The organism is Pseudovibrio sp. M1P-2-3 (genome assembly GCF_031501865.1).
GTDB lineage: Bacteria > Pseudomonadota > Alphaproteobacteria > Rhizobiales > Stappiaceae > Pseudovibrio > Pseudovibrio corallicola.
In genome coordinates this window covers 2268556-2290518 of the sequence record NZ_JARRCW010000001.1, presented here as the reverse complement: position 1 = coordinate 2290518, position 21963 = coordinate 2268556, and the positions used below count along the sequence as shown (strand labels likewise).

General features: G+C 51.6%; 12 protein-coding genes and 6 pseudogenes. 8 read left to right on the top strand and 10 right to left on the bottom strand.

The window, feature by feature from the left end; all coding sequences use genetic code 11:
• Positions 1-163: 163 nt before the first annotated feature.
• Positions 164-981 (bottom strand): IS5 family transposase gene (locus P6574_RS09905; protein ID WP_310620125.1). Its coding sequence is split into 2 segments (ribosomal slippage): positions 164-876 and positions 876-981, totalling 819 coding nucleotides; the frame shifts between segments, so codons are not numbered across the junction.
• 302 nt (positions 982-1283) lie between these two features.
• The gene (locus P6574_RS09900; RefSeq protein WP_310620124.1) at positions 1284-1610 is read right to left on the bottom strand and encodes a hypothetical protein; all 327 of its coding nucleotides are present in this window, start codon (positions 1608-1610) and stop codon (positions 1284-1286) included.
• Between the two features lie 147 nt (positions 1611-1757).
• Here P6574_RS09900 and P6574_RS09895 point away from each other — a divergent pair, with 147 nt between their 5' ends.
• The gene (locus P6574_RS09895) at positions 1758-2129 is read left to right on the top strand and encodes a hypothetical protein (protein WP_310620123.1); all 372 of its coding nucleotides are present in this window, start codon (positions 1758-1760) and stop codon (positions 2127-2129) included.
• A gap of 32 nt (positions 2130-2161) precedes the next feature.
• Here the strand turns inward: P6574_RS09895 and P6574_RS09890 are convergent.
• Positions 2162-2813: pseudogene (locus P6574_RS09890) on the bottom strand (IS6 family transposase).
• A gap of 572 nt (positions 2814-3385) precedes the next feature.
• On the opposite strand from P6574_RS09890, the gene P6574_RS09885 reads away from it, so the two are divergent.
• Both P6574_RS09885 and P6574_RS09880 read left to right on the top strand, forming a co-directional pair.
• Positions 3386-4477, top strand: coding sequence for a cadherin-like domain-containing protein (locus tag P6574_RS09885; protein WP_310620122.1), 1092 nt, complete (start codon positions 3386-3388; stop codon positions 4475-4477).
• Positions 4438-5955: a BspA family leucine-rich repeat surface protein gene (locus P6574_RS09880; protein WP_310620121.1), complete on the top strand. Its 1518-nt coding sequence runs from the start codon at positions 4438-4440 to the stop codon at positions 5953-5955. The genes P6574_RS09885 and P6574_RS09880 overlap by 40 nt, the downstream gene beginning before the upstream one ends.
• Before the next feature lie 17 nt (positions 5956-5972).
• Here the strand turns inward: P6574_RS09880 and P6574_RS09875 are convergent.
• Positions 5973-7099, bottom strand: a protein-coding gene (locus P6574_RS09875) for an IS3 family transposase (protein ID WP_310620120.1) whose coding sequence is annotated in 2 segments (ribosomal slippage) — positions 5973-6835 and positions 6835-7099 — 1128 coding nt in all. Because the reading frame shifts where the segments join, the coding sequence is not laid out codon by codon here.
• A 564-nt stretch (positions 7100-7663) separates the two neighbouring features.
• Positions 7664-7825, bottom strand: a pseudogene (locus P6574_RS09870) (IS6 family transposase); the annotation flags it as partial.
• 62 nt (positions 7826-7887) lie between these two features.
• On the opposite strand from P6574_RS09870, the gene P6574_RS09865 reads away from it, so the two are divergent.
• Positions 7888-8010, top strand: a complete 123-nt coding sequence (locus tag P6574_RS09865) for a hypothetical protein (RefSeq protein ID WP_310620119.1) — start codon at positions 7888-7890, stop codon at positions 8008-8010.
• 160 nt (positions 8011-8170) lie between these two features.
• Here P6574_RS09865 and P6574_RS09860 read toward each other — a convergent pair whose 3' ends face one another.
• Positions 8171-9172 (bottom strand): GlxA family transcriptional regulator, encoded by a 1002-nt coding sequence (locus P6574_RS09860; protein ID WP_310620118.1) that lies wholly within the window; start codon positions 9170-9172, stop codon positions 8171-8173.
• A 165-nt stretch (positions 9173-9337) separates the two neighbouring features.
• Here P6574_RS09860 and P6574_RS09855 point away from each other — a divergent pair, with 165 nt between their 5' ends.
• Positions 9338-9565, top strand: coding sequence for a tautomerase family protein (locus P6574_RS09855; RefSeq protein WP_310620117.1), 228 nt, complete (start codon positions 9338-9340; stop codon positions 9563-9565).
• 250 nt (positions 9566-9815) lie between these two features.
• Positions 9816-9953, top strand: a complete 138-nt coding sequence (locus P6574_RS09850; RefSeq protein WP_310620116.1) for a hypothetical protein — start codon at positions 9816-9818, stop codon at positions 9951-9953.
• A 68-nt stretch (positions 9954-10021) separates the two neighbouring features.
• Here the strand turns inward: P6574_RS09850 and P6574_RS09845 are convergent.
• The 4 genes and pseudogenes from P6574_RS09845 to P6574_RS09830 form a co-directional block, all read right to left on the bottom strand.
• A pseudogene (locus P6574_RS09845) lies at positions 10022-11040 on the bottom strand (IS110 family RNA-guided transposase).
• A 143-nt stretch (positions 11041-11183) separates the two neighbouring features.
• Positions 11184-11665 (bottom strand): annotated as a pseudogene (locus tag P6574_RS09840) (IS6 family transposase); the annotation flags it as partial.
• A gap of 67 nt (positions 11666-11732) precedes the next feature.
• Entirely contained in the window at positions 11733-11984 is a 252-nt protein-coding gene (locus P6574_RS09835) for a hexameric tyrosine-coordinated heme protein (protein ID WP_310620115.1), read from the bottom strand.
• Between the two features lie 80 nt (positions 11985-12064).
• A pseudogene (locus tag P6574_RS09830) lies at positions 12065-12295 on the bottom strand (IS6 family transposase); the annotation flags it as partial.
• 288 nt (positions 12296-12583) lie between these two features.
• On the opposite strand from P6574_RS09830, the pseudogene P6574_RS09825 reads away from it, so the two are divergent.
• Positions 12584-17965, top strand: a pseudogene (locus tag P6574_RS09825) (amino acid adenylation domain-containing protein); the annotation flags it as partial.
• Positions 17966-17968: 3 nt separating this feature from the next.
• Complete coding sequence (locus P6574_RS09820) at positions 17969-21958, top strand: amino acid adenylation domain-containing protein (RefSeq protein WP_310622142.1); 3990 nt, start codon at positions 17969-17971, stop codon at positions 21956-21958.
• Positions 21959-21963: the final 5 nt, after the last annotated feature.

Here is a 21963-nt window from a genome sequence, read left to right as displayed (position 1 = left end):
TTCTCTCCTGTTGGAGAGCTTGAATCATAACTCAGTTTAAATGACAAATACTTTTATGGGTCCGGAGCCTAGAACGCCTTGCCAGTGCGCACAAAGAAATCTCACAACAAGCCTCCATACAGCTACGTCATGGCATTGAGCACCTAGGGGCATTAGAGTCTATTTAAGAATTGTCTTTTCGGGCAATTCTTCTCACCATTAGCTTGACCATAGCAAAGCTCATAAGAGCTTCGGAGGTAACTGCATATCGTTCTACATCCTTTGACAGACGCCGGTTTATACCAAGCCAAGCAAAGGTTCTCTCTACAATCGAGCGTTTTGGTAGAAGCTGAAATTCTTTCTGGGTTCGCTTGACAATTTGGAGTGGTAACGGACTAGCATTTTGTGCGATTGGACCTTGATATCCACCGTCGGCACAAATTCCTTTAATAGCTGGAAAGCAGGAGGTGAACCGCTCACACACGATAGCAAGCCCGTCGCGATCGTGAATACCTGCCGAGTGAACCTTTCCTTTGAACATAAGCCCTAAAATATCAACTAGGATATGACGTTTTCTCCCTTTCACCTTCTTTCCCGCATCGTAACCAACATCACCGCGGGCATCAGGGCCAGTTTTTGCTGACTGGCTATCTACAATGGCGAAGGTTGGGCTATCTTGGTGCCCTTCAAGTTGACGAGTTTTCCGATAAAGAGCTTCATGGAGACGCTCCAACGTCGCATCGTGGCTAAAGCGTTTGAAATAATAGTACACGATACTGCTTGGCGGAAAGTCCTTTGGTAAAAACGACCACTGACAACCGGTCTGTAGAAGGTATAATATAGCATGGATGATGGCTCGCAGATCTGTGCACCGACGGCGCCCCTCGTAGGCTGATCCGGCATATACGGTTCAACCAACGCCCATTCTTCATCAGTCAAGTCACTTGGATAGCTTAGGCTTTTGCGGCAATGAAGCTTACGCGTATTCGGTGTCCATACCATTCGTAATCTCCGGTTTTTGAAGATCACGGTAAAGGAGAATTCTACAAATAGTTCAAGAACATATTTCTAAACAGACTCTTAGCGCGATCCTCTAGCCTCGTTACTTGCCTAAGAGCCTTAACGGCCATGCTCTCAATGAGATTTACCCGATCCTCTTGACTGAAAGATGAGGTGATAGTTTTAGCATCTTCCGCCGTCTTATTCCCCATAGCAGCGTTTCCTTTCACTCATACGTTGCTGTGTAACGAGCGTCCCCGCCTTTTATCCTTGGGGCGGGGCGTTCGAGCGGTTTGGGACAGGCCTTATGCAGGCTCAGTTTGTTTCTTTGGAGCCAGCCTCCAGTGCAGCGAAGCAAGCAGGTTGGACCAGTCTATCAATTCCTCATCAAAGTTCTCACTGTCAATCTCTGGGAACTGGAGGTGGGCCATAGAGAATAGGCTCCTTTTCTTTATGGGAAGGCTGGGCGCTGCGGCTTTTACCGTTTGGTCAGCGTTCAATTGCTCGGCCTTTTCGATAGCTAAGCCTAAAAGAGCTAGCCTCTCAATCAGGCGCTTTACTGAGTTGTTGTACTGCTCAATGCAATCCAGAACTTCATTATCGGTTACAACTTTTTCAATTACCTCACTCATAGCAGCGTTTCCTTTTACTCATATGTTGCTGTGACCTGAGCGCCCTGTTTGATCCGACTCCGGCGGGGTGCTCCCATAGATTTACGTACGGAAAGTAAACCCTTGAATACCCCAGTGTCATGGTCTTAACCAAAGGATTTGACTGCCATGAACAAAACCAAAACAGAGAACCGTATTAAGAGGTGGGTCTGTTGGGCTACAAAGAAGCTTCTGGATGCTTACAATCTTGAGTCCGCAGCATCCGATTTAGGCATCCGTGCTGCAACCCTCAGTAAATGTTACAATGTAAATCAGGACAGGAATCTTACCCTTGTGAACATGGTGTTCCTTGAGGAGAACAGTGTCCGGCAATTTGGTATTGATCCGGTCTTTACCAAGCCTCATTTAGAGCGCCTTGGCTACGAGATTAAGAAGCTAAACACAGAGCGTATCCAACATGGCCCTTGCAAGTATGCAGACGAGATTATTCCGGCTGCTTGTCAGGTTATTTCTGATATCGGTGATGTCACGTTATCCTGACGATAAACGCAAAAGGCAGTGGTAGACCGATTTCAGGTCGGAGTTTGGGTAGCGCGTTTCCATCCGTTAAAAGCTTTGATGCAGTGAAGGTGAATGTCAATTGCTGAGCGTTGATGGTGGGATAGAACGAAGAGATTACGCAGGCCTGAGAAGACAGCCAGAAATCTTTGAAGCTGGCCCAGCGACTTGAACTTTTGCATGGCTCGCTCTCGTCTTCGCAAGGGCAAATGCGAGTTCTGTGCGCGATTGTTTAAGCCCTTGTGGCTGCGGTGCTCGACAGCTGGCATCATTTTGCGTTTTGCCGCCCCATAAGAACCGAGTTTGTCGGTAACAATTCGTTTTGGAGTAACTCCTTGGCTTGATAACAGACGCGTCAACAAACGTTTGGCAGCTTTGGAATTGCGCCGTCATTGAAGGATTTCGTCCAGAATGTAACTAGCCTGATCAACGGCCCGCCACAGATAGTATCGCTGGCCTTTTTCCGGCGCAATTGGCAACTGTAAGCTGGGCCAAACTTATTTCTCAGCGCCGGATGGTTTCATATGAGACCACAAGGCCCCGTTCCAACAGCATTTCTTCCACTTCGCGCAGGTGAAGTGAGAAACGGTGATAAAACCAAACGACATGGGCAATGATTTGAGGCGGAAACCGGTGGTGCTTGTAGCTGATCGATGATGTCTTCATGAGACATCCGGTAACCCATTCAACTGGTGCCAAAGTTTACGTGACAGCGCCCTATCTGTATAGAGGGCACCTCTAAAAGATAATTTTCAATTAACTTTTGCATCAACTTGGCTCCCTCCCGATCACTTATATTTTAGAACAACGTTACTCTAAAACTGTTAGGGTTTATTACAAATAGTTCATAATAGATAACTCCAGTTCGTCGTTAAAACCTAAATTCCTTTCTCTAGAAATTTACCACGTATCTGCGTGGACAAGAAAGTCTCTTAGAAATAAGGAATGGATTATGGCCGATCAACCAAGATGAACCACTTAACACAGTCTTCTAGCGCCGCTCACGGTCTGGTTAAGACATTGGCCTTTTATTCTTCAGTTCATTTTATTTCTAGTCCTCAAAACCCAGTTCAATTTAGCATTTTCCAGCAGTCTCCATTCGATAAATTTCCAAGAATAAATGTCAGAAAATTCACGTACAGAGCATTCCAGCTCATTTGGCGTCTTGCCTCCATCAAACTCATGTCTCGACCCAATACCCAACAACAAAAAGACCATTCAAGGTCAGGAGCCCGATCATGACTATCATCAAAGGCACACGAGGTGACGATACTCTCTCCGGCTCTGATAACAATGACCTCATACTCTCTGGGAACGGGGACGATACCATCACATCTGGCGATGGCAACGACTTAGTCTATTCCGGCAGGGGGGATGACACGGTTTATGCCGGTGATGGCAATGATTTAGTCATTACAGGCAAAGGGGACGATACGATTGATGCCGGTGATGGCAATGATTTGGTCATTGCAGGTAAAGGCGATGATACAATTGACGCAGGCGATGGTAGCGATTTTGTGTCCGCTGGTAGCGGGAATGATACCGTTATTCATATTGAAGCCGAAAACGTGGATACCTGTGATGTTTACTGCGGTGACAAAGGCTGGGACACCATTGTTTTAGTGGTCTCGCAGACAATATTTGACTCTGAAGCTTTTCAGCAAGATTTGGCTTACTTTCAGGCGATGATTGACTGCACGGGTTCGGCTTCAGGTTACTTTTCAAGCCTTGGAATTCAAATTCATTCCTTCGAAGTCTTAGAAGTGACTATCGATACGGCTGGCAATAATGCGCCCATTGCAACCAACGTGAACCTTGGTGCCATGGAGGAAGATGGAAGCCGGCTTATTACTGCTGCTGAATTGTTTGATGGTGCCGCAGATGCGGATGGAGATACGCTGACCATCACCAGCTTGAGCATACAAGCAGGCAATGGCGTCTTGACTGATAACCTTGTTGGGACGTGGACGTACATTCCTGCTGCAGACGATGACAGTGACGTCACCTTTGCCTATGTTGTGTCTGATGGAGCACTTACATCCTCTGCTTTGGCAGCCTTGGATATGACACCTGAAAATGATGCGCCTGAGGCGACCGCTGACACAGCAACTACCATTGAGGGCAATGCTGTCACTATTGATGTTTTGGCAAACGACAGCGATGTAGATTCTGCAAATCTGAATATATCACAGGTGTCGCAAGCTCAGTCTGGCACCGTTACGATTGATGGGGCCGTACTTGTTTATATTCCCCATGAGGCTTCTTTGGCTCCGATACATTTACTTATACTGTGTCAGATGGAGCGGGCGGGTTCACTGGCGCACAAGTAACTGTCACCATTGATCAAGATCCAGATAAAGTCGCGGTGTTCTCCGAAATACTAGAGGATTCTTCGTCTCCAGATGGTGCCATGAATGCCAATGGGGTTGCGGTGAGCGATGATCAGTTAGCGCTTGTCGTTAACCGGGTTCTGGAGGGTAGCGAGAGTGCATCTTCTCCAATGGAAGCACGCTATCAGGCCGCCATTCAGGCCGAGACCGGCTTTTCCAACCTGCCAACTTCAGCGCAGGTACAGGCCATTATTGATGCCGAGAACTTGGATTTAGGTACACTGTTCCAAGGCCAATCCTTATTTAACGAAAGTTATGTGACTGGCTGGGATGTAAGTCTTGTATCCAACATGGAGAAGATGTTTGAAAATGCGAATGCCTTCAATCAGGATATTTCCAACTGGGATGTGGGTAGTGTCACGAACATGAAGGAGATGTTTGAGGGCGATCATGTATTCAATCAAGATATTTCGGCGTGGGATGTAAGTAACGTCACCACAATGCAAGATATGTTTGATGACGCACGGGTCTTCAATCAGGATATTTCTGGCTGGGATGTGTCCAATGTCGTGAATTTTGAAGAAGTATTTGAAAATGCCTATGCGTTTAATCAGGATATCTCGAGTTGGGATATGAGCAGTGCCACCACGATCAAGGGCATGTTTGAAGGCGCAAGTTCATTTGATCAGGATATCACCGATTGGGACATTAGCAATGTCACCAATATGATTGGCTTATTTGAAGGGGCTGATGTCTTTAACCAGAATGTGGGTATCTGGGATGTCTCGGGCGTCTCTGAAATGCGAGGCATGTTCGACAGAGCATCCGAATTCAATCAGGATATTGGTGACTGGGATGTATCCAACGTTACCGATTTGTCGAGTATATTCAGTCAAGCCCTGGCGTTTAATCAGGACATTGGCAATTGGGATGTGTCCAACGTATTGAATTTAAGCTCTATGTTCAATCAGGCAAGTTCCTTTAATCAGGATATTAGTGGATGGGATGTTAGTAGCGTAGAATTCAGTATCTCTATGTTCACAGAGACCAGCACCTTCAATCAGGATATCAGTGGGTGGGATGTTTCTAGTTTATTTAATTCCAATGATATGTTTCGTGATGCCCAAGCCTTTAATCAGGATCTTGGAAACTGGGATATTTCTGCACTCCGTTTTGCAGATAGTATGTTCGACAATTCCGCGTTGAGTATTGGTAACTTTAACAGTCTTTTGGCGGGCTGGTCCACGCTTGATACAACCTCAGGTGAAACAGCAATCCAGCAAGGGGTGACCCTTGGCACCAGCGGCCTAACCTATGTGGATGCCACATCCTTTGATCATTTACAGACTGTCTATGGGTGGACGATTGAGGGAGCAACGCTTGCCGATGGCGTCGATCTTGGGACTGCTAGTGGCGATGTAATTGATGTATCACAGGGCAATAGCCCCCAAGTTATTCATGTGAGCAGCCCCGTTTGAGTGGTCCGCTTTGAAAGTTAGTGCATGGTTGGCCTTTGGTCTATCGGAATAATGACTTCCGGAACTGGTGGGCGGTAGCCCAGAGCACTATGCGGTCGTTTGGTATTGTAGTGTTTCCTCCAGCGTTCTATGATTATTTGAGCTTCATGTAGCGAGTAGAAGATTTCTCCATTCAATAATTCATCACGCATTCGCCCATTGAAACTTTCGCAATATCCGTTTTCCCAAGGCGATCCTGGCTCAATGTAGGCTGTTTGGGCTCCGACGGCTTTGATCCACTTTTGAACCGCCTCCGCCACGAACTCCGGGCCGTTATCTGAACGAATATAGGCAGGTGGCCCGCGCAGGATAAACAGGTCCGTCAGCGCATCGATGACTTCGCTCGCATTCAGCTTTCGCTTCACCCGAATAGCAAGGCATTCACGCGTATACTCATCCAGAATATTCAACGTTCTCAATGCCCTGCCATCATCAGTGCGATGATGGACAAAGTCATAGGACCACACGTGATTGCGATACTGTGGCCGGAGACGTATGCAAGACCCATCATTGAGCCAGAGCCGCCCCTTTTTCGGTTGCTTCATGGGAACTTTCAGCCCCTCTCGTCGCCACAGACGTTCAACACGTTTATCGTTCACTTGCCATCCAGCCTCTCGGAGCAAAGCGGCAATGCGACGGTAACCGTAACGGCCATATTGGCGTGCCAGCTCAATCATATCTGCAACCAGCTGATCTTCATCCGCTCGCCCTTTGGGGACGCGACGCTGTGTGGAGCGATGCTGGCCAAGAACGCGACAAACACGCCGCTCGGAAACCTTCACCTGACTGCGTATATGGTTAATGCAGGCTCTGCGACGAGCAGGGCTCAGAAGTTTCCCTTTGCAGCCTCCGTAAGGATCAGCTTGTCCAATGTCAGATCAGAGACCGCACGGCGTAAACGTTCATTTTCTTTCTGCAGCCGCTTCAGTTCCTTGAGTTGCTCCGTACCCATTCCGCCATACTTCTTCTTCCAACGGTAATAGGTTTGCTCGGTAACGCCGATCTGGCGGATCGCATCCATGCGCGCCATTCCTTGCCCCATCAGGACTTCAACTTGCCGCAGTTTAACGACAATCTCTTCTGGTTTGGGTCTCTTGATTCCCATATCGAGTCCTCCGTTTTCCTAATCATAAACGTGGACCACTTCTTTGGGGGAGGCTCAACGTTGTAAACTGCGCTATCGTACCTGTTCGCCGCCGGGTAGGCGGCTGAGAGAAGGAAAGAAGAGTAGGCAACACAAGGCCCACGGTTCGCCGCCGGGTAGGCGGCTGAGAGACATTGTAAACTAAGGGGAGATGGAAGCAGATAGACTGTAGGACGCTTATAAGGACGGACCTTTATGGAACGTTAAAAATAAGTCATTGGGACCATACTGAAATGCTGTAAGTTTAAAAGTTGGAAGGCTGAGATGAATATTGGTATCACAGTTCTCGAAATACTGACAAAGCTTGAATATCCAGCGTTTGAACTGGTAAGCGCGATTTGAATTAGACAGGTAGGAATAAACGATAAGCAAAAATTTCTCCGCGTAACAGGACAAACATGAAGGGTCTCGTTTTTGGTGAAAGTGGTCAGCTTACATACTCGTCAATGGAGGACTTATGTAACAACTCACTTTTGCAACTGCTCTGTATGCTAAACACTATGGTTTTGGAGTTCACCCCAGTTTCCGGACAGTTTCGCGACTAATGATAACACTATGTTCCGCTAAAAGGTCTTCAACATCGGCCGTACTCATGGCAAAACGGTGATACACCCAAACAACATAAGCGATGACTTCACAAGGAAAACGGAATCCCTTCAAACGGGGAAAACTGCTGGGTATTTTCACCGAGACTATGTACTTGAAAATCTAAACGCAAACAACTTTGCAATGCCGCTTGGGGGAGCGTGATGAACCGGACATACATCACTGCGGTCCGTATTCAACCACGTGCGGCCAGAAGGCTTTCGGCCTGCGGCAGCCGATGTTTACACCAAGTCCCGGCATTGGTGCGCGCCCCGCATCTGGGATAGCTGTCAGCTGCAATCCATGCGTGATAGTGTGCCCAACTCACGCCCACATGGTGGACGCACAATCGGTCCTTGTCCGCCAAGAAATCAGGTAACCGTTTCCACCAGAAGACAATTTCACCACCCTATTTAGCGTTGGCGGTCCATGATCATATGAACGCTCTCAAACTCCAAATCGGCGGCGGTATTCTCCCGGAGTTAGTCCGGTGAGCCGTTTGAACAGGCTGCGGAAGAAGATCAAGTCTTCGTAGCCGACTTCCAGAGCGATTTTTTGGATTGAGGCGCGGCCAGTTTCCAGAAGCCGTTTTGCTTTCGCTATTCGAAGTTTTTGCAAGTATGCGACGGGCGTATCACCGGTTGCATCTTTAAAACGCCGATTGAAATTGCGCGGGCTCATGCCAAAGCTCACTGCCACATCCTCAAACCGGAAGCTCTTTACCGCCTGATCGTGGATGAACGCCTGAGCCCGATGGATAACTTCATCATCATGCTTCATATTCATATCAAGGAGTGCAAATGCCATCTGCCACGTTCTTGGCATTTCAAGGAGCAGTGATTTTGCGCAGCCGACGGCCACTTCCCTGCCACAAAATTTCTCGACAAGATACAGGCTGAGGTCCGCTGCAGAATTTATGCCCCCTCCGCAGTAGATGCCAGTGCTGTCGGTGACAAGGTAATCAGGCTGCCAGTCCACCTTTGGAAACTTCCGCGCATAGATATCAGCAAAAGCCCAGTGCATTGTGCCCCGCTTCCCGTCTAGCAACCCTGCCTTTGCAACCAGAGCTGTGCCCGAACATACAGCCGCGATCTGCGCGCCCTTTTCTGCCTGATCTTTTATCCATGGGACGACGCCGGCGTTTCTAGATAGCACAGCATCAATATCATAACCGGAGACCATCATTTCCAGATCCACACCAGAAGCTGGAACAAAGATCAGGTCCGTATGCTCGATCTCATCCAGAGAATACTGCGGGGTAATCGCCATAGGTCCATCAGGCACAACAGCCCTGCCGTTCAGCGATGCTGTTCGCACATTAAAGTAGGCGGAGGGCTCGTCGCCATTCAGCAGGTTCCAGAAAACTCCTGCGCTTCGAAACACCTCGACAGCGTTAATTGCAGTTGAAATATATCCTCCTTCTAAAAATAATACGGTTATATCAATCACTTGAATAATATATCCTCCGGAAATTCAGTTTTGGCTAAAACACCCCTATTAGTTGTCTTTTATGCCATCTGTCCCGCTGTAGTTCAATAGTGAATGATGATCATCACAGGCCAGAGCTTGTTGCCAAGCAGCCTGCGAACAGACAGATACTATAAGGAATGACAAATGCCATTTGCTAATATTCGAACTGTTAAGGGCCTATTATCGGAGAAGCAGCGCGAGGAACTTCGGGAAAAGATTTTTGATGTGCTGCTTGAGGTGGAAGGGAGAGGTAATCCCAACTTTGCAAAATACATCATGGTGCTCGTGGAAGAGCATGAGCCATCCGCATGGAACGTGTCTGGCGACAATTTAACCACAGATGCTGTTGCGTCACTTCAAGCCGATCTTTAGGTGCGCTCTCTTTAACCCCTCCAAGGTGCCCTCATCAGGGCACCTTTTATAAAAATTCTACTCTTCAAGCCGTAGAAACTGCTTTCTGCCAGTCATTGACCGGAGAGGCTTGAGGACAGCAAACTCGCCTCAATTGATTAACGACTATCAACTGTAATTCTATTTATTGTGACAACAATAATAAGCGCTATTGGCAAAGCCCTTGGTTGGCATTGCCATCTATGAACACGCCCCGGATTGCAAGCGTTTTATGAGTTTTAGCAATGTAGGTTTTCAGTCATCTATCCGGCCTGTTTGCGCGGTCTATTCCGCTGCCCCTGATGGAATTCGTAGACCAACACCCAATCAAGTTGGCGAGCTCGAAGCTCCGACAATGCCACGGGGTTAGTTGGTCCCGGTTACCCTGTTTTGCCATCACATCACGATCACCCTCGCAATTGGTTTTAGTACGACGCTTTATACTTCCACTGAGTTGTACCGATATGTTTGCGACTTGCTGAGCAGGGCCCAGACGGTGCGCGCCATTTTATTGGCCATGGCAACCAGGACTACGTTGGTCGGGCGCCGTTCAAGCAATGCCTTTTGCCACTGGGACAAACCGTCCTGTTTTCGCCGGGACCAGCCCAAACTTGTCCTTGCCCCGTGAACCAGAAGCTTGCGCAGATAGCCGTCACCGCGTTTCGATATTTTTCCTTACCGCCGCTCGAGTACTGTTTAGGCACCAAGCCGAGCCATGCGGCAAGCTGGCGGGCACTGCGGAACTGGGTAACATCGCCGATTGTTGCAACCAGCGCGGTCGCAGTGATGACGCCAACTCCGGGAATCGTCTCCAGCCGTTTGCTGTCTTCATTGTCGGTGTGCCACTCGTTAAGCTTTCTTTCCAGCGCCTTGATCTGTGTTTGCGTTTCTTTCAACTGCTCTGCCAAAAAATTCAGGGCTTTACGTGCTAGGGCTGGCAGACGAGTGTCTTCCGAGTCTTTGATGACTATGATAAGTTCGCTAACCTTTGCTGCGCCAGCGCCTACCACGAGGCCGAACTCGCCGCAATGGCCGCGGATTGCATTGATCAACATTGTCTTCTGGCGTACCAGAAGTTCGCGAGTGCGATGCAGGACTAGAAGAGATTGCTGTTCCGCGCTTTTTATTGCTGCAAAACGCATAGTCGGGCGCTGAACCGCTTCGGCGATTGCTTCCGCATCAGCCGCATCGTTCTTCTGGCTCTTTACAAACGGTTTGACATATTGCGGTGGAACCAGCTTCACCTCATGGCCCAATGCTTGCAATTCACGAGCCCAGTAATGCGCGCTGCTGCAAGCCTCCATGCCAACGAGGCAGGGCTCGATACCCGCAAAAAACTCTATGACTTGACCACGTCGCAACCGCTTGCGAAGCAAAGGGGTTCCCGCTTCATCCGCGCAGTGTACCTGAAAGATGGATTTCGCAAGCTCCAACCCAACCGTTGCAATCTTAGTCATGAACGTTCCTCTTGATCGCTTAACTAACGCACATCAGTATGCCTCACTGCGAGGCCGGAGGGGCGTGTTCATTTCATCAAGTTGTTTTTTGGGCGCTATCAATTTAACCTGAAGTTGGCTGCACTCGTTTTCTGCGGACGCATTTAGGTGTGAAGCATTGCAGCCTGTTTCCATTGTGAGAAAGCGTTGATTCGATGAAGGTGAATGTCGATTGCAGAACGTTGGTGGCGAGGGGGCGGACAGATTACGCAGGCCAGAGAAGGTTGTCAGGAATCTTTGAAGCAGACCCGGCGATTTGAACTTTTGCATAGCTCTCTCTCGTTTTCGCAAAGGCAAATGCGAGTTCTCTGCGTGATTGTTTAAGCTCTTGTGGCTGCGGTGCTCAACAGTCGGTATCACCTTGCGTTTTGCCACTCCATAGGAGCCGAGTTTATCGGTAACAATTCGTTTTGGAGTAACTCCCTGCAGTGATAACAGACGGGTCAGTAAACTTTTGGCGGCCTTGGTATTGCCGCCGTTTTTGAAGAATTTCGTCCAGAGTGTAACCATCCTGATCAATGGCTCGCCACAGATAGTATCGCTGGCCCTGTATCTTGATCACAACCTCATCAAGATACCAGATATCTGAGCTATGTGCTTTTTGCTACGTGACAACGCCCCTGCGCCGTCGGTTGTGTGATACCGGAGCAAGCCTACTCAAGCGCGCTGGAAGGCGAACTGTCGTCGCGCCAATAATTATTTGCTTGTGCGACGGTCTGGAAATGAGTCGCGACCACCTGTGATACTTTTGTCAAACTATCGGCATTGTTGGCGTAGTCTGGACGCATCCGATCCCGCGCCATTGCATCCGGCTGGGTAAATTTTACAGCCATCCGTGACAGCTTAATCGCCAGATCAAAGCCTTCTTCTGGGGTTGCGGTGATTAAAGTTGGAAGCCACGACATCATAAATTCCCCTAATTTTACAAGACATTTGTCACGTATCATAAAACCGGACCAAGTCAAAGGACGGGACGCTCACCGCCAATGGCCCGCCAAAGCCAATATTTCTTGCCGTTGATTGTAATCACAACTTCACCCAGATGCCATTTCCGAGTGGATTTTGGCTGATCTTTGTGGATGCAACCGGAAAAATGGCGACCAAAGCGGTTAACCCACTGGCGTACAGTTTCCCTGCTGACAATAACGCCACACTCAGCCAGAAGATCTTCAACATCAGCCGTGCTCATCGCAAAAAGGTGGTACGCCCATACAGACTATGTACTTGAAAATCTAAAAGCAAACAACTTGGCTATGCCGGCGTCCCCGTTCTTAATAAATTGACTGCATTCAGACGTCCCGTGTGGGGCGTATCAGTGTGATCTTAATGTCAACGGAAAGGGCAAATTGTACGCTGCACGGGATGTGTGCATCCGGTCGTACAGACCAAAGAATGACCATATATTACATATAATAAATTGTTAGGAGATTAGGCCTAAGTTTGAGAAGGCCGGTACATTTCTTGAGCTACAGGTGGGGGCTTGTTATGGTAAAAGAGCACCCAGATGAGCACATTTTCGCTTCGTGTCAAGACTTTGCGTCACCTTGTTGAGGGGAGGGCGCTTGCAACTCCAGATCAGCTTGCTTTCCGATTTTACCGGTTTGGAGGTGCGAAGCGCGGAAGTTCCACCCAGCTATCCTATCAGCAGCTGTGGCAGCGGGTGCGAGTGGTTGGCGCGCAGTTGGCCCATCGGTTAGAGCCGGGCGAGCGGGCCTTGGTGGTGTGCCCGCCGGGGCTGGATTACATCATCGCCTTTCTTGCCTGTCAGCTGGCCGGAGTGATCGCCGTTCCTGCCTATCCGCCGCGCAATAGCAAATACATGGAGCGGCTGGAGGAGATCCTCAAAGATGCTGATGCGCGTTGTGTTTTGTGCCTACAAGATCAGTTGGACAGATTAAAGCCTTGGGAACTGGCTGATTACGCACTGGCCTGTCTGGCGGTTGACCAAAGCGATCTGAGGGACTGGGAAGACTGGCAGCCTGTCAACTGCAGTCCCGATGCCATCTCTTACCTTCAGTATACATCTGGCACTACCGGCTTACCCAAGGGCGTGATGGCCACCCACCGGCAGATCTTAGAGAACTTGTGCCACATTCAGGAGCTGGTCTGCGGCGGGTATGAGGGAGACGATGAAACGGAGGAGGCCATGTGCAGCTGGTTGCCGCCGTTTCATGATCTGGGCCTCATCGGTACCATCTTGCTGCCGCTGTATCTGGGGTGCCCGGCCCACCTGATGGCTCCGGCCAGTTTTGTGCAGCGCCCCTTGCGCTGGCTGGAGGTGATCAGCCAGACCCGCTCCACCCTCACCATGGCCCCCAACTTTGCCTATCAACTGTGCTGTGATGACATCTTGCCGGAACAACGGGCAGGCCTTGATCTGTCCAACCTGCGGTTTGTATTAGTTGGCGCTGAACCTGTCCAGCTTTCCACCCTTGAGGCGTTTACCCATGCATATGCCGCCCATGGCTTTCAAGCCTCTGCGTTCTGCCCTGCCTATGGTATGGCGGAAAATGTACTGGTAGCTACTGGCCGGCAGCCGTGGAAAGAGGAGAATTCTACTTGCAAAGAGAGATCAGGTCACATTCATAGTTACCCCGGAACTGTGTTTGATCAAGCGGGAAATGTTCAGCTTGGGGAACGAGCTGTGGTCTCGTGTGGACAGGTGTTAAACACCCAGCAGTTGGTTATCGTGGATCCGCAGACCAGCGCGAAACTGCCGGAGGGAACGGTAGGCGAGATCTGGCTGTCTGGTCCCTCCACAGCCAGCGGGTATTGGCGCAAGCCCGAGCTGACACAGCAGGTGTTTGAGGCACAGGTTTACGGTGAGACCAGCGGGCAGACATGGCTGCGCACCGGCGATCTGGGGGCTTTGCGGGAGGGAGAGCTTTACGTTCTGGGCCGAGTGAAGGAAATGGTGATCGTTCGCGGGCAGAATTACTATGCGGTGGATCTGGAGGTGACGGCTAACGGCAGCGATCCACTTTTGGGAAATGACCGCACCATTGCCTTCGGGGTGGAGCAAAGTGGCGGGGAAGAACTGGTGTTCGTTCATGAGCTTAGCCGCTCCAGTATGAAGCGGTTCAACCCTGAAGTTCTGGGGGAAGCCATTGGGCGGGCGGTACGGCAGGACTACGAAATTGAGGTCTCTACGGTGGTGTTCATTCGCCCCGCCAGCCTTCCTCGGGCCAGCTCCGGGAAACTACAGCATCTCAAATCCCGCAGCCAGTATGTCAGCGGGATGCTGAGCGAGGTGGCCCGATGGGAAGGGGCAACGGGCCTGTGTGTGGTGCAGGAGGCTCCTGTCGTTCGCCGGTTTGCCGGTTGGCCGGGGGATATAGCTGTGCCTTCGACGGCACAGATGGAAGAGTGTCTGAGCGCCGTTCCGGCCTGCGCACAGGCCCGGGCTCTCTGGTGTGTACAGGGCGAGGAGCTTTTCTTGCAGGTGGGAGTGGTGCTTGCGCAGCTGGGACCGGTATCAGATCAAGTGCAAGTTGATGATCTGTGCTGTGAGGTAGCACAGGTGTTACAGCAAAATAATCCTCAGGTCTCACAGTTTCTGGAGTGTTCTTTGATAACAGCTGAGGAACTGGCGCAGTGGAACGGGGGGGGCACCCGCAATGACACCGCAGCCGCAGCCGGAACCTCTCCTCAGGGACGGCTGGAAGAGCTGGTGGCCGATTGTTTTGAACTAGTTCTGCACCGATCCCCAATTTACCGGGAAACAAATTTCTTCCAGTGCGGTGGGAACTCTTTGCAAGTGATCCGTTTAACAGGACGATTGCAGGACAAAAGTGGATATGAGGTGCCCCGGCAACTCATTTATGAGGCACCCAGAGTTTGGCAAATTGCATCTGCCATGAAGGCCTGTAAGCCCTGTACAACGGTGCGGATCATGCCTGCAGATCCCTCTCAGCCTATCCCTTTGTCCTTCCAGCAAGAAAGCCTGTGGTTTTTTTCCCGCCTCGATGAACGGGCCAGTGTGGCCTATAACGAGGTCTTTGCCTTTGATATCCATGGTTTACTCGAACCCTTGGCTTTAGAAGTAGCTCTACAGAATCTAACGGCACGTCATTCAATATTGCGTACAACCTTTGTCAAGGGAGTAGGTGAAATACCATGTCAGCAGATTGCGACTGATATGGACACAAATTGCCTGAAAGTGGAAGAGACTAGAGAATTGAACTCTCAGGAGGTGGCAGATCATGTGCGATCCCTTCGACAGTGCCCCTTTGATTTGGCACGCGGTCCTTTGTTCCGTGCAACCTTGCTCCGGTTCTCCTCCCACTCCCATATACTGGTGATTGGCGGGCATCACAGTGTTGTAGATGGCTGGTCTTTGGGAATTTTGTGACAGGAGCTGTCGGCTCTTTATGTGGAGGCTAGTGAGGGTACTCCGGCCCTGTTGCCCGAACTGCCTGTTCAATATGCCGATTATGCGGTGTGGCAACGACAGGAGTTGTCGCAAGAGTATTTATCGAGGGAACTGGCGTGGTGGAGGACGCAGTTATCAGGGGTATCTGAGGCTATGGCCTTGCCCTTTGATCACCCCCGTCCCCCGGTGATGGACTATCAAGGGGGCGTTGTTGCCTTTACCATCCCTATTAATACACGCGAGGCTTTGAAACAACTGGGGAGCAAACACAACACTACGCTGTTTATGGTGTTGGAAACCGCTGTTGCGGTGCTGTTGTCCCGCTTGGGAGCGGGAGAGGATGTGGTGATTGCCACTCCTGTGGCTGGGCGTCCCAGGGAGGAGCTGGAAGGTTTGATCGGCTTCTTTGTTAATACGGTTCCCTTGCGCAATCGTGTTGATCTGAGCAGCTCGTTTGAAGATCAGCTGCTGGTCTGCCGGGACATAATCCTGTCAGCTCTGGCCCATGATACGGTGCCGTTTGGCAAGATTGTGGAGACTGTGGCTCCCCAGCGCTCCTTAGGTCATACTCCCGTGACACAGGTACTTTTGACATTGCAAAACGTACCTGACTGGAAAGGGCATCTGGTTCTTGGAGAGACGGTTGCCACTCCCTTGCCGCCACAGGGCGAGGTGCCAGCAAAGTTCGATCTGGAATTCACTTTGTGGGAGAGTGCACAAGGTCTGGAGGGGCACCTCATTTATGCTTCTCAGGTGTTTGAGCGCCCCAGCGCCGAGCGGATAGCAAGTATGCTGACCCGGATGCTGACACAGATTACCCATGCGCCGCACACGCGCTTGTACGAGCTGCAGTTGCTGGCGGTGCAAGAGCAGGATCAACTGCTGTATGGGCTCAATGACACAGCTGTCACTTATCCAGAAGATCAAACGGTTGTGGATCTGTTTGAGGCGCAAGCCCTTCAGCGGCCTGAGGCGGTTGCGGTGGTGGATGGGGAACACCAGCTGAGCTATGGCGAGTTGGATGCCGCATCCAACCGTCTGGCCCGTTATCTAGTCACCCAAGGAGTAGGGCCGGAGCAGGTGGTGGGGGTATGTCTGGAGCGCTCCGCTCAGCTGGTCATCACCTTGCTGGCCATCTGGAAGGCGGGCGGGGCCTACCTGCCGCTGGATCCTGAGTATCCGCCAGAGCGCCTCGCCTTCATGCTGGAAGATGCAGAGATAAAGTTGGTGGTGATGCAAAGCAGTGAGGGGTACGCCTGTGTTATTGGGAACGTGGTAATTGAGCTACGCCTGATTGATTTGGAGGATCTTGATACACAAGCAAAACTTGCCAGCTATAAAGGCAGTGGCCTTGAACCCGATGCATATCATCGTCCTCTCACACCATACTCACTTGCCTATGTGATCTACACTTCCGGTTCCACTGGCACCCCAAAAGGGGTGATGGTCAGTCATAAAGGGCTTAGTAACCGCTTGGCATGGATGCAAGAAATGATGCCGTTGGGGCCTGAGGATGTGCTGTTACAAAAGACACCTTACACCTTTGATGTCTCGGTCTGGGAGCTGTTCTGGTGGGCCTGTTATGGGGCACAAGTGATAATACTGCCGCCATGGGCTCACCGGAACATTGATTTGGTGTGTCAGGCCATGAGTGCGCACAGGGTGAGTGTAGTACACTTTGTGCCCAGCTTGTTTAGCCCCTATCTAGACTACCTGAAGGCTGGGACAGGGCGTGAGAGTCTTGCTGCGTTGAGGGCGGTGGTTACTAGCGGAGAAGCTCTGCCACTTTCTTGTGTAAGGAGCTTTCATGAAATTTTAGTTCAAGAGCGATGCTCCGCCGCACTGGTCAACCTTTACGGCCCGACCGAGACCACCATTGATGTGACGGTGTATCAGACCACAGGCACTGAGGACGTGGTGCCCATTGGTTCTCCTGTGCCCAACACACAGGCCTATGTGGTGGACCCAAGGCTCCAGCCTGTCCCGATTGGAGTTTCTGGTGAACTGTTGATTGGCGGGGTTCAGGTGAGCCGCGGCTATCTGGGGCGGCCGGGGCTAACTGCGGAAAAGTTCATTGCCGATCCGTTTTCCGGCAAAGCGGGGGCACGGCTGTATCGCACCGGGGATCTGGCCTGTTGGCGATCTGATGGCACGCTGGAATTCCTTGGCCGTATGGATACTCAGGTCAAAATCCGCGGCATGCGGGTGGAGCTGGGTGAAATTGAAGCGGCGTTGCAAGCGCAAGAGAACATTGCTCAGGCTGTTGTCGTAGTGCGCACAGATAAAGAAACAGGAACCGAGCTTGTGGCCTATGTGGTGCCAAGCCCGGATCTTCAATTCGCAAGTGACGCAGTTCCTGCATCTGATAGCCCTATTGCCCCGTGCTCTCAAGAAGTCTTGCCCGAGCTGGTCCTGCTTCGGACGGCTTTGCTGCGCCTGCTTCCAGAGCATATGCTTCCAGCCCGTTTTGTGGCAATGCCTCGCCTGCCACTCACCTCTTCAGGTAAAGTGGACCGCATGGCCCTGCCAGATGTTCAGGGAAAAACTGTACAAACGAACTACGAAGCTCCCCGCAGTCCAGTTGAGTGGCAGGTTGCGGCGACCTTCTCCCAGTTGTTGCAAGTGGAGGCCGTGGGCCGTGCTGATCACTTTTTTGCCCTCGGCGGACATTCGCTCAATGCCGTGCAGCTAGTGGGTAGATTGGAGGCCTTGAGCGGAAAACGGGTCACTGTTCGGGATATATTTGAAGCACCGACTGTTCTGGCTCTGGCCAGGCGCATGGAAGAGGCTCCGGCTCTGAATGAGTGGGTGCCGCTTGTGCCTGTAAAACGCTTCCGGATCATGCCTGTGTCATACCAACAAGAACGGCTGTGGTTTTTGGACCGTCTGGATCCACAGGCCGGGGCTGCCTATCACATTGAACATGCCTTTCAGCTTGAAGGCGACTTGGATGTATCAGCTTTTGAGCAGGCCCTGCACAAGCTTCTTCAACACCACGAAGCCTTGCGTACGGTGTTTAGCTACACAGAAAATGACCGTCTCTCTCAGGAGATCGCCCCAGAGCCGCTGGCTGGATATTTTCGTTTGGAAGAGGGAGAGGGGATGACAGCAGAGTCGCTGGCGACCCAAGTGCGCGACCTGTTGGGACGTCCCTTTGATCTGATGGCAGGTCCGCTGTTCCGTGCAACTTTGATCAAGAAAACGCCTCAAGCGTATATTCTGGTTATTGGTGGTCATCACAGTATTCTGGATGGCTGGTCTGTGGGAATTTTATGGCGGGAGCTCTTTGTCCTGTATCGGCAAGCCTGTGGGGGTGCCCCTGTAGCGCTGCCAGCGTTAACGGTGCAATACCCCGACTATGCCGTTTGGCAGCGACAGGTGCTGTCCGAAGGACGTCTGGAAGCTGTGGTGGAATGGTGGCGTGAAGAGCTGTCTGGAGTACCGGAAGCCATCACACTGCCTTTTGACCATCCGCGGCCAAAGACCATGGACTATCAAGGGAGCGTGGTAACATTTACTGTGCCAGAAGAGCTGAACTCGAAGCTCAAGCAAATGGGACAGTCCCATTCCGCTACCTTGTTCATGGTGCTGGAAACAGTGTTTGCAGTGTTGCTGGCCCGCCTTGGGGCGGGCAGGGATGTGGTGGTGGCCAGTCCAGAGGCCGGACGTTACCGGCCTGAGCTCGAAGGCTTGATCGGGTTCTTTGTTAACACCTTGACGCTGCGCAACCGTGTGGACTTAACCAGTTCCTTTGAAGAGCATCTGCAGCGGACACGGGAAGTGGTGTTATCTGCCTTTGCTCATGCCCAAATTCCGTTTGAAGCGGTGGTACAGGCTCTGGAACCAGTGCGTTCCATGCAGCATGCGCCGGTGGCACAGGTGGCTTTTATTTTACAAAATACTCCTGAGGTGGAGTTTGAACCCCATTTAGGAGAAGTCGAGATCTCTGGTTTTACGCAGGCCCCGCCCCCGGCAGCAAAGTTTGAACTGGCCTTTGAGTGTGTGGAAACCGATGGTGGTCTTGAGGGCAATGTATTTTATGCCACACAAGTGTTTGACCAGCAAACGGTGGAGCGTATTGCTGCTCAATACTGCCGATTACTACAGCAGGTCGTGCAGGCCCCACAAGCTTGTCTTTATGATCACTCGCTTTTGGGTGAGGATGAGTTTGAGCATCTTCTGCACGGCTTTAACGACACACACGTGAGTTACCCAGAGGATCAAACGGTTGTGGAGTTGTTCGAAGCGCAAGCCCGCCTACGGCCTGACGCTGTTGCGGTGGTGGATGGGGAACACCAGCTGAGCTATGGCGAATTGGATGCGGCCTCCAACCGTCTGGCCCGGTATCTGATCTGTCAAGGGGTGGGACCGGAACAGGTGGTGGGGGTGTGTCTGGAACGCTCCGCCCAGCTGATCATCACCTTGCTGGCCATTTGGAAAGCAGGCGGCGCCTACCTGCCGCTGGATCCAGACTATCCGCCAGAGCGCCTCGCCTTTATGCTGAAAGATGCCAGGGTAAGGGTAGTCTTCACACAATGTAGCGTGATGAAGGTTAGTGCCCTGGGTGAGAAAGCAGGTGGGGGACATCTGGTCGTTCTGGATGATGTCGATGTTAGGCAAGAGTTATTGGCGTTCAACGGTAAAACGCCTACGCTGGATGGCCAACTCAACGCAAGTAGCTTCAGCTCTTTTGCCTATGTGATCTACACTTCCGGTTCCACTGGCACCCCAAAAGGGGTGATGGTCTGTCATAAAGGGCTTAGTAACCGCTTGGCATGGATGCAAGAAATGGTGCCGTTGGGGCCTGAGGATGTGCTTTTACAAAAGACACCTTACACCTTTGATGTCTCGGTCTGGGAGCTGTTCTGGGGAGTAACCTGCGGTGCGCGGGTGGTAATATTGGCGCCAAATGCTCACCGGCAGGTTGACCTAGTATGTCAGGCCATAGTGGACAACGGAGTGAGTGTAATTCACTTCGTGCCAAGCCTGTTTGAGCCCTACGTGGCGTCTTTAGAAGCCGGAGAGGAGCTTGAGAGCCTAACCTCATTACAGACGATATTTACAAGCGGAGAGGCCCTCAGTGCAACGTGCGTGAGACGGTTCCATGCGGTCGTTGCTAAAGCGGGGAAAGAGGCCGAGCTGATCAACCTATATGGGCCAACAGAGGCTACCATTGAGGTTTTATGTTATCCAACAACTGGCAGCGAAACGGTGATCCCTATTGGTGCTCCTGTAGCCAACACGCAGGCTTATGTGGTGGACCCATGGGGGCAGCCGGTCCCGATCGGAGTTTCTGGCGAACTGCTGATTGGCGGGGTTCAGGTGAGCCGCGGCTACCTAAGGCGTTCCGGTTTAACTGCTGAGAAGTTCATCGCAGATCCGTTTTCCGGCAAAGCGGGGGCGCGGCTGTATCGCACCGGGGATCTGGCCCGCTGGCGATCTGATGGCACGCTGGAATTCCTTGGCCGTATGGATACTCAGGTCAAAATCCGCGGCATGCGGGTGGAGCTGGGGGAGATTGAGGCGGCGCTGCAAGCGCAAGCGGGCATTGTTCAGGCTGTTGTTGTGGCACGCAGTTTTGAAGGGACCTCAAGAGAGGATGTTTCTCTCGTGGCCTATGTGGTGCCGCAAGGTAGGACGGAAGATCTGGTGGCCTGTGCGCTTGACCATTCGGTTGAGAGTGATGGAGAGACGGACCATCAGGCCATGTATATTTTGAGACTGGAGAGCGTGCTGGATGCGGCGCAGGTGCGCTCGGGTCTGGCCTCTACCTTGCCCGGCCATATGATACCTTCCCAGTTTGTCGGGTTGTCGTGCCTGCCACTCACGCCGTCAGGAAAAGTGGACCGCAAAGGCCTGCCGGATGTAGCAGGAACAACCGTGCAAGTGGGCTTTGTGGCGCCGCGAACCCAGCATGAAGAGCTGATCTGCCAAATCATGCGCGATGTGGTTGCCCATGATCGCCGTTCTCTGGAGCGGGTGGGACTTGATGATAACTTCTTCGAGATCGGGGGGCATTCTATTTTTGCCGCCCAGTTGGCGCTGCGGCTGGAAAAAGCCCTTGGTATGCACGTGCCGGTACGTCTTGTGTTTGAAAGCCCCAGTGCCCGCCAGCTGGCTACACGGCTTGAGGAGCGTTTTGACAAGCCGTTACCAGCTGTGGAGCCGGTGGATCGCAAGGCGCCCATTTCCGCCTCGTTCGAGCAAGAACGCATGTGGCTGGCCAATGCCCGCTTTGAAGGGCAGCCGGTCTACAATGAGGGCCTGCCGTTGATCTTGCGCGGGGCTGTGGACACACAGGCCCTTCGTCAGGCGGTACAAGGGGTGTTGGAGCGCTATGAGGTGCTGCGCACCCGGCTGGTCAGCCGCGATACCCGCCTGTGGCAGGAGATTGATCCGCCCGAAAGTCTGCAGAACGTGTTTGAGGATTGGTCACAAGAGGGGCAGCCATTGGAGGCGTTGCAAGAACGGGTGAGCCTCCCCCAAAGAAGTGGTCCACGTTTATGATTAGG